Origin of the sequence: Flavobacterium myungsuense, assembly GCF_042677265.1 — a bacterium.
GTDB lineage: Bacteria > Bacteroidota > Bacteroidia > Flavobacteriales > Flavobacteriaceae > Flavobacterium > Flavobacterium myungsuense.
Genome location: NZ_JBHTIZ010000005.1, coordinates 403071 through 416907 on the forward strand (window position 1 = coordinate 403071; position 13837 = coordinate 416907).

The following is a 13837-nucleotide window of genomic DNA, read 5'->3' on the forward strand; positions in this document are numbered from 1 at the left end:
TATTTTGGTTTTATGTCTAAATTTGGAGAACTTATAAATGCACAAGTTCCTGTATTAATTGACTTTTATACAGATTGGAACGAATCATCAGTATCTATGCATCCTGTAATACGAGATGTAGCAGCTGCTTTAGGAGATAAAGCAAAAGTAATAAAAATTGATGTCGATAAAAATCAAGAATTAGCAGATGCATTACGAATTAAAGGGTTGCCTACTTTAATGATTTATAAAGAAGGTCAAATGATCTGGCGACAATCTGGTGAGTTAGATGCGAATACTATTATTGGTTTAGTTCAAGACCAGATTTAAAGTATTGCTTCGCATTTATACCCATTTTGTTTTAAAAATTCTAAAGTTTTAGGCAAAACATATTCAAGGTTTTTAAACCCTTTTACACTGTCGTGAAAAACAATTATACTGCCTGATTGAACATTTGAAATAACATTGTTTAAACATTTCTCTCGTGTAATTGAAGAATCAAAATCGGCACTCAAAACATCCCACATAATTATTTTGTAACCCAATTCCATTAGCTTTTTTGCTTGTTTGGATTTGATTTTACCATAAGGAGGCCGGAAGAGTTTAGATTTTCGATTGTTGATTTCAGATTGTTGATTTGAGATTCGAATTTCACATTGCTTTGCATTTTTAATATATGTTTCGGTTTCTGTTTTCCAACCGTTTAAATGATTATACGTGTGGTTGCCTATTGCGTGGTCTTCCTGAATAATGGTATTAAATAATTCAGGATGTTTTTCAACATTGTTTCCGATACAAAAAAAAGTAGCTTTTGCATTATATTTTTTTAATTGTAATAATGTCCACTGGGTGATTTCAGGAGTTGGTCCATCATCAAAAGTAAGATAAACACTATTTTCATTATTCGGAATATCCCAAACATAGTTCGAAAACATTTTTTTTAGTAAGGCACTAGTTTTGATCCAATAGAACTTCATTTGATATAGAATTTCATTTTAAAATAAAAACAGCAACGATAATTTTACTAAGTCGTTACTGTTTTTATTATCTATAAAATTATTTTAATTTTTAATTGAATCAGGAATTGAATCAAGAATTGAATCAGGTGAAATCAAAGTGTCAATTTCTTCTAAAGAATCTTTTTCGGTAAAAGAATTGCTTTCCTGTTTTTTTAGCCCTTCGTTTTCTCTTCCAAATCGTTCAAACATTTGATTGTAAGAGTTAAAAATTACGGCGTTTTTTTTATAAAACTGCATGTCGCCTTGTTCTTTCATAACTTCTAGTAAACCTCTATATCTTTCAATATCGGTAATAATATCTATCATAATATAGCTTTGTTCAGTAGGTTTTAAATTGCTATAGTACTTTAAATTTTCTTTGTATTTAGTCATTAATTGTTCTAGTAAGTTTCTTGCCTTTTCTTTTTCTCCTACTTTATAATAACCCGCTGCAAAAGGATCTAATAAAGAGTAATAGCCGTAATAATTTAATGGCATTTTAGTCATGGTTAATTCAATCACTTTTTTAGCTTTTTCAATTTTTCCTTCCTCAATTAATTGATTCATGAGTCTGGCTAAGTTTGACCGATAAGAAATACTATTTTTTCTAGTTTCTGGATCGTGGTAAATCGTTTTCGACTCTCCGTTGCCCCAATCCCATTTCATTACAATACTATACATTTTATCGCTATCAATTTGTCCCATATCTAATGGGCTTCCGTCTTTTGATATAGGATTTTTTACAGGAATTAATTTATAAACCAATCCGTCTAATTGCAAATGATCTTTCATCCATAAGTAGTCATCATCGCCAAAACTTCCACCCGTAAAATATATAGGACGTTTCCAATTGTTATTTGCAATAATGTCAAGCATCATTAATCTGTTTTTGTATAAAGCCGACCCTTTTAAAGTAATGTCTATATACGGAACAATAGAATCGTAATATTTAGGGTTAACGACTTTATTTTTAATGATGATATTCTTATCTACAGGAATTCGTATTTTATCTGTTGGGTAAAAATGAATTTTCTGCCCGTTTTGCATTTCAACAATAGTCTTCGGATCATCGCTTGCAATAAATTCAAGTAAGGACTTTATATCCCAACGGTTTTCTGTTTTAGGATTATGAATCGCATAGTCTAGCTTATCTCCAACATATTGATCGTGTGTAAAATTAATTGGTACTCCATCGGCTTCATAGGATTTCATTTTCATTTGATCGATATACCAATCGGTCATAAATAGGCTTGTATTTACAATTTTTATATCAGTTCTTACTTTTTCAATTTCTTGTGCGTACCAGAGCGGAAAAGTATCATTATCGCCAATTGTAAATAATATCGCATTGGGTTCACAGGAATTCAAATAATTTTTTGCCATTGCAATAGCAGTATATTTATGAGATCTGTCGTGATCATCCCAGTTTTGAAAGGCCATTAAAACTGGAGCTGCAAGCAAGCATAAGCCTATAATTACGGGGGCAGCTATTTTAGGTTTAAGATAGTTTTTGATGGTGTCGTATATGGCAAAAACTCCAAATCCTATCCAAATAGCAAATACATAAAACGAACCTACTAAGGCATAATCTCGTTCTCGAGGTTCAAAAGGACGTTCGTTTAGGTAAATTTTCAAAGCCAAACCTGTAAATAAAAACAAAGCTAATACAACGTAAAAACTTTTTAAATCTTTATTGGCATGATACACCAACCCAATTATCCCTAGAAGAAATGGTAAAAAGTAATATACATTTCTTCCCTTGTTGTTTAAAACATCTGTTGGAAGATTTTCTTGTGAGCCTAAATGAATTTCATCAATAAATGATATTCCGCTCAACCAATTTCCGTCAAGATTATCATACTTGCCTTGAATATCGTTTTGTTTTCCTGTAAAATTCCACATTAAATATCTCCAGTACATATAGCCAAATTGGTATTCGAACATGAAGCTTAAATTGTCCCAAGTACTTGGTTTTTCTATAATTAGGTATTCTCCATAACTTTTTAAGAAAGAAATATACCCTTCATTATCAATTTCTTTTGCAGCATATGCTTTTCTAAACTCTGCAATTATATCTACTAGTTCCTTTTCTTCAGAATAGTCTGGATTAATTTTAAATTCAGGAACATTTGTAAAATTCATGTAGTTTTCTATATGATCGGTACTCCATAATCTAGGCAAAATAGCTTTTTGTTTGTCATCACTATTTTGTTCGGCGTTTTTAAAATTATTGGTAATAATGTATTTGCCTGTTTTATAATCTCTCTCATAATTGGGCGCTTTGTCTAAGTAAGGATTTTCTTCGTCTAATCCTGTAAAAGCGTCGGTGTATTGAGGACCATAAAAAAGAGGATTCACACCATATTGTTCCCTATTATAGTATGCCAATACTTCGGCAGCGTCTGATGGTTTGTTTTCGTTAATTACTGTATTGGCATTAGCACGAATGGGCAACATCATCCAAGTCGAAAATCCGATAAGTATAAATAAAATACAAAGAATTATAGTGTTGTAAAAAACGAGCCCTTTTTGTTTGGTGTATTTTAAACCAAAATAGAAGAAAGCAATAAATAAAAGCGCTACAAAGACAGTTCCCGAATCAAACGGTAATCCGAAATTATTTACCATGTAAATTTCTGTTTTTCCAAACAATGCCATTGTTAATGGCAATAGTAATTTGAAAATAAAGAGTAAAACAGATACAACTACAATATTTGCGATTATGAAACTCTTTACAGTAATCGTTTTGTAGTGTTTAAAATAATACAAAAGCCCAATAGAAGGTATCGTCAACAAGGCCATAAAGTGAACTCCAAACGATAGTCCAATGACCAAACTTATAATTAATAACCACTTGTTCCCACGCGGAGTGTACATATCTTGTTCCCATCGCAATCCTAACCAAAAAAGCAGTGCAATAAATAATGTTGCCATGGCATAAACTTCTGCTTCAACCGCATTAAACCAAAAACTATCCGAAAAAGTAAAAGCTAGTGCGCCAACAAATGAACTTCCTAAAATAACAATTGAATTATTTGTATTTAGGTCTGAAAATGAAGCAATCATTTTCTTTAAAATTATAGTTGAAGACCAAAACAAAAATAAAATAGTAAATGCACTTGAAAACACCGACATCATATTTACCATTAAAGCAATATTCTTAATGTCAGTAGCAAACATGGCAAAAAAGGCACCCATCATTTGAAATAATGGCGCTCCAGGTGGATGACCCACTTCAAGTTTGGCGGCAGTTGCAATATATTCTCCACAATCCCAAAAACTCATAGTTGGTTCTACGGTGAGTGTATATGTAATTAATGCAATTGCAAAGGCAAACCAACCTAAAATTGTATTCCATTTATTGAAATTGAATGAAGTCATACTGAAAATTATAATGTTTTTTTGAGATACAAAGAAACTATTTTTTTGTTGAAAGTGAGGAGCATTAACAAAAAATTCTAAAATTGTAAAGATGGTTTCTATAATCTTTGTTTCACTTGGTAAAGGTTTTACGAATTCATAAGTGCAGTATTTTATTTATTTTTAATAAAAAAGCAATTATTGCTTGCTTAAAATAAAATTTGTTTTAAATTTGCACTCGCTTAACAGCAACGGAATTGGTCTATGGTGTAATGGTAACACAACTGTTTTTGGTGCAGTCTTTCTAGGTTCGAGTCCTAGTAGACCAACAAAAAACTCCTCGAGAAATTGAGGAGTTTTTTTTATTTTGTATAGCTCCTAGATTAAAATTCGCCAAGTCGTTTTAAAATTTTTTCTAAAGAAACATTCATTGCTTTAAGAACTATGTGTTACGGAATAACTCGGATATTTCAACATTTAAAGCCTTACTGATTCTTACAAGTTTATCGATTCCCATAATTTGTTTGCCTAATATATAACGCCTTAGTGCTTCAATATCTAAATCTGAATCGTGAGCAACGTGTCTTACCTTGAGATTTTTTTCTTTAATAATCCTTATTAAATTACTTCCAACAATTTTTACAGATTCAGGTATTTCCGTTTTTCTCATTACTTAATAATTAAGAGTTGAAAATTATAAGTAAGTAGCTAAAAAAACAGGAATGTATATTTCAAGTCATATATAACTGTTTTTTTAAATATTATACAACTGTTTTTTTTATATATTTGTTAAATTTTAAAACAAACTATATGAAAAATAAATTACTATTATTCGCAATTGGGTTCACTTTAACTGCCCAAATGATTAATGCACAAGTGCCATCTTATGTTCCTAATAATGGTTTGGTGGGATATTGGCCGTTTAATGGAAATGCTAATGATAACACTGGCAATGTGAATAATGGAACCGTCAATGGTGCTACCTTAACATCGGATAGATTTGGCAATGCAAATAGTGCATATAGTTTCAATGGTTTAACATCTGGCATATTAATACCCTATTCAACAATTATGAGTTCCTTAGTTGATAATTTTTCTGTTTCCTTTTGGATTAAAAATAATTTACCTTTAAATCATTTAGGCGCACACATTTGGCATAGGCAAGATGGTTGTTTTGATTTTGCAATAAATGGTAACAATAAAATTACATCACAGAAACAAGGGATTACCAATATTTTGACTTCCAATGTAATTCTTCAAAACACCTGGACTTCTGTCATTTACACAAAGTCAGGAAATGAATACAAGGTTTATATTAATGGAGCACTTGATAATTCAACAATCAATAACATTACTTTAATAAATGTAATTAATGATCCATTGAAAATTGGATATGCTTCACCCGGTGGCAACGGAGGTTCATATAGATTCAATGGCGATTTAGATGATTTTATAATCTACAACCGTCCTTTAACCCAAGACGAAATTACAAGTTTATATTATTCTGAAAACTCATGTCAATCGTTAGTAATCAACACTGGGGTTTTAAGTTTTAATCCACCAACTTATAACAACACCGTTACCATTTATCCCAATCCCGCCAATGATCAAATAACAATAGATTGCGGTAATTTAGCAAACGTATCGGGTTGGAATATTAAAATTTTCAATACATTAAGTCAAGAAGTGTTTAGTGGCGCTATGAACCAGCAACAATATACCATACCTCTTAATACTTGGGGTGGTCAAGGCGTTTACTTTGTAAAAATTTATGATGCTTCAAACAACTTAATGAATACGAAGAAAATTATTTTGCAATAATTTAGATAAATATTTTTTAAACGATAAAACGCCTCAACTGAGGCGTTTTATCGTTTGTTATTTTTTTAGTTGTTTATATTTTAAACGTAATCACAGGTCTAACAGCATGATTTACCAAGTCCTCACTGACACTGCCATTAAAGAAATGGGCAAATCCGGTTCTTCTTGCATGAGTGCACATACCAATTAAATCTGCTTTAACACTATTAGAAAAATTCAAAACACCTTTTTCTACATTTACATCATTATAAATGTGTAAAGAATAATTAGGGTAATCAAATTCTTCTACAAAATCATTCATTATTTTTTCAGCAATATGAGTAGGTTTAAAACTGCTAGGAGTATTAATCATAACCAAGTCTAGATGCGAATTGTAAGTTTTAGCAAAGTCAATAAGTTGTTGGAATGGTTTTTTTATTTCTTGCGAAAAATCAGATGCGAAAACAAATTTTTGAGGTTTAAAATCATCTATTTCATTTTTTATAACCAACACAGGCACATCTGAAAAACGAACTACCTTTTCTGTGTTTGACCCAATTATCATTTCCTGAAACCCACTAGTACCGTGAGATCCCATTACAATAAAATCGATTTTGTTTAATTTACTTACAGTCATAATTCCTTCAAAAGCTTTGTCAAACTGAATAATTTCAGAAACAGTAATCCCTTCAAGATAATCAGAGTCCATCAAATCTTCTAGGTTACTTATAACCTTATTTTTAAAAAACATGATTTCAGGAATGGCATGCCCGCTTCCCACAGCATCACTTCCTTCATGAGGAAGTTCTAACATGTGAAGTAAAATAATTTCGCTGTCATTAACTCTAGCTATCTGAGCAGCAACTTTTAAGGCGTATTCTGCATGTTTGGAAAAGTCTGTAGGGACTAAAATTCTTTTCATATGTTAAATATTATAGGTGTAAGTATTCAAATAAAATAGGTTTCAATGTATTAATGCTATAAAGATAATAATAATTTTAAATTTTCAATCATTTTTGATTTATAAAAAAAACACTATATTTGCACCGTTATTTATTAAAAGTTAGATAATGAGGCACGCAAAGCGTGCCTCTTTTTATAAAATATGACATTTAAAGAAAAGGTATATCATTTGATAAACGAAGGATTGACAGAAAAACCAGCTGTTTTTCTAATTGATCTAACAATTACTGATAGTTTTAAAGTTATTGTAACTTTAGATGCAGATAATGGAGTAATTTTGCAGGATTGTATTGATATTAGTCGTGCCATTGAAAATAATTTAGATCGAGAAGAGCAAGATTTTTCTTTAGAAGTGGCGTCGGTAGGAGTAGGATCGCCATTAAAAATGGTTAGACAATATAAAAAAAACGTTGGCAGAACATTAATTGTAAAACTTGCAAACGAAACAATAGAAGCCCAGTTAGTTGATGCTAATGAAGAATTTATTACTTTAGCTTGGGAAGCTAGAGTGCCTAAAAAAATTGGAAAAGGAAAGGAAACTGTTCAAAAAAGGCAGGAAATACTTTATTCAGAAATAAAAGAAGCAATTGTTACAGTAACATTTTAATTAAAGAATTGGCATGGAAAATTTAGCATTAATCGATTCATTTTCAGAGTTTAAAGACGATAAACTTATTGATCGTGTAACGCTTATGGCGATTTTAGAAGATGTATTTAGAAATGCATTGAAGAAAAAATTTGGTTCGGATGATAATTTCGATATTATTATCAATCCTGATAAAGGAGATATGGAAATTTGGCAAAGAAGAGTTATTGTAGCTGATGATGATTTAGATTTAGATCATTTAGAAATTACATTAACTGAGGCTAGGAAAATAGAACCTGATTTTGAGATTGGCGAAGAAGTATCAGAAGAAGTAAAATTAATTGATTTAGGACGAAGAGCTATTCTTGCTTTGCGTCAGAATTTAATTTCTAAAATTCATGAGCACGACAATACAAATCTTTACAAACAATTTAAAGATTTAATAGGAGAAATATATACTGCCGAAGTGCATCACGTTCGTCCTAGAGTAGTCATATTAGTAGATGACGAAGGAAATGAAATCATCTTGCCAAAAGAAAAACAAATTCCATCTGACTTTTTCCGTAAAGGTGATAATGTTCGCGGAATAATTGAAAATGTAGAATTAAAAGGAAATAAGCCTCAAATTATAATGTCTAGAACTTCAGAAAAGTTTTTAGAAAAATTGTTTGAACAAGAAATTCCTGAGGTTTTTGATGGTTTAATAATGGTTAAAAATGTAGTGAGAATTCCAGGCGAAAAAGCAAAAGTCGCTGTAGATTCTTATGATGATAGAATAGACCCAGTAGGAGCTTGTGTAGGAATGAAAGGGTCACGTATACACGGTATAGTTCGAGAATTAGGAAATGAAAATATTGATGTAATTAATTACACAAGTAATATACAATTATATATTACAAGAGCTTTGAGTCCTGCAAAAGTTTCTTCAATAAAAATTAACGAAGAAACAAAAAGAGCCGAAGTTTTCTTGAAATTAGAAGAAGTTTCTAAAGCTATTGGTCGTGGGGGTCATAACATTAAATTGGCAGGTCAATTGACAGGTTATGAGTTAGACGTTATTAGAGAAGGAAATGTAGCTGAAGAAGAAGACGATGTTGAATTAACTGAGTTTTCTGATGAGATAGATGAATGGGTAATCGAAGAATTTGCAAAAATTGGTTTAGATACGGCAAGAAGTATTCTAAAACAAGATGTAAATGATTTAGTAAGAAGGACAGACCTAGAAGAGGAAACAATTTTAGAGGTAATGCGCATATTGAAAGAAGAGTTTAACGCATAGTTATTTCTATTTTCAACACAATAAAAAAAGGTAATATTAAAAAGGTTTTATGTCAGACGAGAGAGTAATTAGAATTAACAAGGTTTTAAGGGAATTAAATATTTCATTAGAAAGAGCTGTGGATTATCTTAAAGATAAAGGAATTTCCATTGAATCCAATCCAAACGCAAAAATTTCTGATGCAGAGTTTAGTATTCTTCAAAATCAATTTGCTGGCGACAAAGGAAACAAAGAAGCTTCAAAAGAAGTTGGAGAAGAAAAAAGAAAGGAAAAGGAAGCTTTACGAATTGAAAGAGAAAAAGAAATTGAAGACAAGCGAAAATATGACGAAGAACGTCATAGGCTAGAAGTAATTAAAGCAAAAGCGGTTATAAATGCTCCTAAGCAAGTCGGAACAATTGATCTTAATCCTAAAAAACCAATAGTTTCTGAGTCAAAAGGACAAAAAGGAGTTGCTCCAAAAGTCGAAACTGAAAAGCCAATAAAAAAAGAATCATCTGCCGAAGAAGTTGCTCCAGAAAAAAAAGCTGTAAAGACTGGTATTAAAACTGAAAAAGCTCCTGAAGTTGTTAATGAAGAAGCTCCTGTTGAAGAATCAATAACCACTCAATATCAAAAATTGTCTGGTGCTACTCTAACAGGGCAAACAATTGATTTATCTCAATTTAATAAACCTAAAAAGAAAAAGGAGGAGCCAAAAATAACGCCAAATAAACCCGGTGCAAATGCTACGGCTAATCCAAATTCTAATGCCAATAAAAACAAAAGGAAACGTATTCCGCCTAAACCGGGCGAAGTAAGACCTAACACTGGAGCAGTTGGTGCTGCCGGAGGGAACAATCCAAATAAAATTACCCCAAATTCTGGTGCTGCTAATGCTGCAAACAGAAATGCAAGGCCTGGTTTTGTAAAGGGAAACCGACCTGCAATTGTTGCAAAAGTAGAGCCAACAGAAGAAGATGTAAAAAATCAAATACGTGAAACTTTAGAAAAGCTTCAAGGAAAAGGAGGTAAATCTAAAGCAGCAAAGTACAGAAGAGATAAAAGAGATACGCATCGTCAAAAATCAGATGATGAGCAAAGAGCAATAGATGAAGGAAGCAAAACCATAAAAGTTACAGAGTTTGTAACTGTTGGTGAAATAGCAATCATGATGGATGTTCAAGTTACCAAAGTAATAGGAACTTGTATGTCGCTTGGTATAATGGTAACTCAAAACCAACGTTTAGATGCCGAAACATTAACTATTGTTGCCGATGAATTTGGCTATGAAGTAGAGTTTATCACTGTTGATATTGAAGAAGCTATTCAAGTTGTTCAAGACAAAGAAGAAGATTTAGTTTTCAGAGCGCCTATAGTTACCGTAATGGGTCACGTAGATCATGGTAAAACGTCACTATTAGATTATATTAGAAAAGAAAATGTAATTGCTGGAGAATCAGGAGGAATTACCCAACACATTGGTGCTTATGGTGTTACTTTAGATAATGGTCAAAAAATAGCTTTCTTGGATACACCAGGACACGAGGCCTTTACCGCTATGCGTGCTCGTGGAGCTCAAGTTACCGATATTGCAATTATTGTGATAGCGGCCGATGACGATATAATGCCACAAACAAAAGAAGCTATTTCGCATGCACAAGCTGCTAATGTTCCAATAATTTTTGCTATCAATAAAATAGATAAACCTAATGCTAATCCTGAAAAAATAAAGGAAAAATTAGCAGGAATGAATTTGCTAGTTGAAGATTGGGGAGGTAAAATCCAATCCCATGATATTTCTGCTAAAGGAGGAACAGGTGTAAAAGAGTTGTTAGAAAAAGTATTGCTTGAGGCTGAAATATTAGATTTAAAAGCAAATCCAGACAGAACGGCATCAGGAACAGTAGTAGAAGCATTTTTAGATAAAGGAAAAGGATATGTTTCAACAATTTTGGTCCAAAACGGAACTTTAAGAGTTGGAGATTATATGCTCGCAGGTAAGCATCATGGTAAGATAAAAGCCATGCATGACGAAAGAGGTCATGTTGTAACAGAAGCAGGACCATCAACTCCTGTATCTGTTTTAGGTCTTGACGGAGCAGCAACTGCTGGAGATAAATTCAATGTGTTTGAAGATGAAAAAGAAGCCAAACAAATCGCATCAAAACGTTCTCAATTAATGAGAGAGCAATCTGTTCGTACACAACGTCACATTACATTGGATGAAATTGGGCGTCGTATAGCTTTAGGACAATTTAAAGAATTGAACATTATACTTAAAGGAGACGTTGACGGCTCAGTAGAAGCTTTATCAGATTCATTCTCTAAACTATCTACCGAAGAAATTCAAGTCAATATTATTCATAAAGGTGTAGGAGCTATTACCGAAACTGATGTTATGTTAGCATCTGCTTCTGATGCAATTATTATAGGATTTAATGTTCGTCCTGCAGGAAACGCAAGACAATTGGCCGATAAGGAGGAAATAGACATCCGTTATTATTCTATCATTTACGCAGCTATAGACGACTTGAGAGACGCAATGGAAGGAATGCTTTCTCCAGAAATGAAAGAAGAAATTACGGGTACTGCTGAGATTAGAGAGATTTTCAAAATATCTAAAGTAGGTTCTATTGCTGGTTGTATGGTTATGGATGGTAAAATCACTAGAAATTCTAAAATTAGAATTATTAGAGATGGAGTAGTTGTGTTTACTGGAGATTTATTAGCTTTAAAACGTTTTAAAGACGACGTAAAAGAAGTTGCTAAAGGATACGATTGTGGTATACAAATAAAGAATTATAACGACATTGAAGAGCGTGATGTAATTGAAGCGTTTCAAGAAGTGGCCGTTAAAAAGAAATTAAAATAAAAATTTGAAGTTTTAAAAAAAACCCCAACAAATATTGTTGGGTTTTTTTGTGCTATTTATTTGGCTTTATTAAAAACGCATTCGGATATTTCTTCTTTAACTCTGCTAAATTGCGTTCTGATTCTATTCTTGATTTAAAATTTCCAATCCAAACCTTGTAGGTTGGTGTGCTAAATACAATAGTTGCATCATAGTCTTTATTTTCTTTTCTAAAATCCATTAATATTTTCTTAGCGGTTTCACTATCCCCACTAAAAATCTGAATTTTATAGCGATCATTTACCGTTATTGAGGAGTTTATTTTTCTTTTTTCATTGAGTAATTGTTCAAATTTTGAATCTTGAATAACTTCTATAGTATTGTTCTGTGCATAAAAATTTAAGCATCCTACAATAAAAAAAACGGGTAGGAAATATCTTCTATTTAATGTTGAAATTCTCATAATACTGTGATTTTTATGCAAATGTACTATTTATTGAAATAAACAAAACAACAAATATTATTTAGAATTAATATAAATTGATATACTAGGTAGTTTTAGGGTTTTGAGAATAGTTCTTAAGTCGTATTTTTGTGCAAGTTTTTAAACAAAGCATGTTATAATGTAACATTTTTTATGTCTCTTACATGCCAATTTTAGTCGATAATCATTACAGAATATGAAAAAAGTGGGTAACCATAATTCGATTTCAAGGATTTTTATTTTTAGCCTAGCCTTAACGCTAGCATTCTCCTTAACTTCAATTGCTCAAACAGCTGCTCCAGTAGTAGCAGATGCTGCCGCTCCAGCAAGTTCTGGTGCAGATGCAGTAAAAGGTAAAGAACTGTTCAATTCACAATGTGCTGCATGTCACAAGTTAGACGCTAAAATGACAGGTCCTGCATTAAGAAACATTATCGGTAAACACGATAAGGAGTGGCTTTACAAATGGATACACAATAGCCAAGAGCTTATTAAATCAGGAGACCCTGCAGCGGTTAAAATTTGGGAAGAGTACAAGCCTTCTGTTATGACATCGTTTCCGCAATTGTCTACTGCTGATATCGATAATATTATTGCTTACACTTCTGAACCTAAAGCTGAACCTGTAGCTGCTACAACTACTGCAGGTCCACCAGGAACAGAAGCTGCCGGTGGGGTTTCAAACAATATCATTCTAGGAGCACTAGCTTTAGTTATGGTTATGTTAATTGTAATGTTGTTTTTAGTAAACAACGTATTAACTAAAATTGCGAAAGCAAATGGTATTGAAGTTATAAAAAAAGAGCCTACAACTCCTATCTGGAAAGCCTTTGCGAAAAATCAATTTTTGGTTTTAGTTACTTCTATTTTCTTAATACTTGCAAGTGCTTATTTTGTTTACGGATTTTTAATGCAGCTTGGAGTAGATCAAGATTATGCTCCAATCCAACCGATACATTATTCTCACAGAATTCATGCTGGAAGTAATGGTATAGATTGTAAATACTGTCACTCTTCAGCTCGTGTTAGCAAGCATTCTGGAATTCCCTCGTTAAATGTTTGTATGAATTGTCATAAAAATATTGCTGAAGTTTCAGATACTACTGCTACTCCAGAACATTCAAAAGCTTTTTATGATGGTGAAATACAAAAATTGTATAAAGCTGTAGGTTGGGATCCATCTACCCAAAAATATACAGGAAAAACAGAGCCTGTAAAATGGGTTCGTATTCATAATTTGCCAGACTTTGTATATTTTAACCATTCACAACACGTAAATGTAGCTGGGATAGAATGTCAAACGTGTCATGGTCCAGTTCAAACGTATGAAATCCAAAAACAATTTGCGCCTTTAACCATGGGTTGGTGTATTGATTGTCATAGAAAAACAGAAGTTAAAATGGAAGGTAACGAATACTATACAAAAATTCATGAAGAGCTTTCTAAAAAATATGGAGTTGACAAATTGACTGCAGCGCAAATGGGAGGTTTAGAATGTGGTAAATGCCATTACTAAACTGTTTGATAAGGTTTTTAACCTAAATCAATAAACCGC

General features: G+C 32.2%; 11 protein-coding genes and 1 tRNA gene. 7 read left to right on the forward strand and 5 right to left on the reverse strand.

The window, feature by feature from the left end; translation table 11 throughout:
* Positions 1 to 12 precede the first annotated feature (12 nt).
* Entirely contained in the window at positions 13 to 309 is a 297-nt protein-coding gene (locus tag ACFQ0S_RS02260) for a thioredoxin family protein (protein ID WP_151106789.1), read from the forward strand.
* Here the strand turns inward: ACFQ0S_RS02260 and ACFQ0S_RS02265 are convergent.
* Positions 306 to 956, reverse strand: coding sequence for a polysaccharide deacetylase family protein (locus ACFQ0S_RS02265; protein WP_379752781.1), 651 nt, complete (start codon positions 954 to 956; stop codon positions 306 to 308). The two genes, ACFQ0S_RS02260 and ACFQ0S_RS02265, sit on opposite strands and share 4 nt — an antisense overlap.
* An 84-nt stretch (positions 957 to 1040) precedes the next feature.
* Positions 1041 to 4358 carry a glycosyltransferase family 117 protein gene (locus ACFQ0S_RS02270; RefSeq protein WP_379752784.1) on the reverse strand — a complete coding sequence of 1106 codons (3318 nt, stop codon included), beginning with the start codon at positions 4356 to 4358 and terminating at the stop codon, positions 1041 to 1043.
* A gap of 237 nt (positions 4359 to 4595) precedes the next feature.
* On the opposite strand from ACFQ0S_RS02270, the gene ACFQ0S_RS02275 reads away from it, so the two are divergent.
* Positions 4596 to 4666, forward strand: a tRNA-Gln gene (locus ACFQ0S_RS02275).
* A gap of 113 nt (positions 4667 to 4779) precedes the next feature.
* Here ACFQ0S_RS02275 and ACFQ0S_RS02280 read toward each other — a convergent pair.
* Positions 4780 to 5007: a helix-turn-helix domain-containing protein gene (locus ACFQ0S_RS02280; RefSeq protein WP_379752787.1), complete on the reverse strand. Its 228-nt coding sequence runs from the start codon at positions 5005 to 5007 to the stop codon at positions 4780 to 4782.
* 140 nt (positions 5008 to 5147) lie between these two features.
* On the opposite strand from ACFQ0S_RS02280, the gene ACFQ0S_RS02285 reads away from it, so the two are divergent.
* Entirely contained in the window at positions 5148 to 6158 is a 1011-nt protein-coding gene (locus tag ACFQ0S_RS02285; RefSeq protein ID WP_379752789.1) for a LamG-like jellyroll fold domain-containing protein, read from the forward strand.
* 73 nt (positions 6159 to 6231) lie between these two features.
* Here the strand turns inward: ACFQ0S_RS02285 and ACFQ0S_RS02290 are convergent, their stop codons facing one another.
* Complete coding sequence (locus ACFQ0S_RS02290; protein WP_379752792.1) at positions 6232 to 7059, reverse strand: universal stress protein; 828 nt, start codon at positions 7057 to 7059, stop codon at positions 6232 to 6234.
* A gap of 183 nt (positions 7060 to 7242) precedes the next feature.
* Here ACFQ0S_RS02290 and rimP point away from each other — a divergent pair, with 183 nt between their 5' ends.
* The 3 genes from rimP to infB are packed head-to-tail and all read left to right on the forward strand — an operon-like array spanning position 7243 to position 11819.
* Complete coding sequence (rimP, locus tag ACFQ0S_RS02295) at positions 7243 to 7707, forward strand: ribosome assembly cofactor RimP (protein WP_379752795.1); 465 nt, start codon at positions 7243 to 7245, stop codon at positions 7705 to 7707.
* A gap of 13 nt (positions 7708 to 7720) precedes the next feature.
* Positions 7721 to 8965, forward strand: coding sequence for a transcription termination factor NusA (gene nusA, locus ACFQ0S_RS02300; protein WP_379752798.1), 1245 nt, complete (start codon positions 7721 to 7723; stop codon positions 8963 to 8965).
* 49 nt (positions 8966 to 9014) lie between these two features.
* The gene (gene infB / locus ACFQ0S_RS02305; protein ID WP_379752801.1) at positions 9015 to 11819 is read left to right on the forward strand and encodes a translation initiation factor IF-2; all 2805 of its coding nucleotides are present in this window, start codon (positions 9015 to 9017) and stop codon (positions 11817 to 11819) included.
* Between the two features lie 52 nt (positions 11820 to 11871).
* Here the strand turns inward: infB and ACFQ0S_RS02310 are convergent, their stop codons facing one another.
* Complete coding sequence (locus tag ACFQ0S_RS02310; RefSeq protein ID WP_379752804.1) at positions 11872 to 12261, reverse strand: SPOR domain-containing protein; 390 nt, start codon at positions 12259 to 12261, stop codon at positions 11872 to 11874.
* A gap of 217 nt (positions 12262 to 12478) precedes the next feature.
* On the opposite strand from ACFQ0S_RS02310, the gene ACFQ0S_RS02315 reads away from it, so the two are divergent.
* A complete protein-coding gene (locus tag ACFQ0S_RS02315) occupies positions 12479 to 13798 on the forward strand; it encodes a c-type cytochrome (RefSeq protein WP_379752807.1) in 1320 nt (439 codons plus the stop codon).
* Positions 13799 to 13837: the final 39 nt, after the last annotated feature.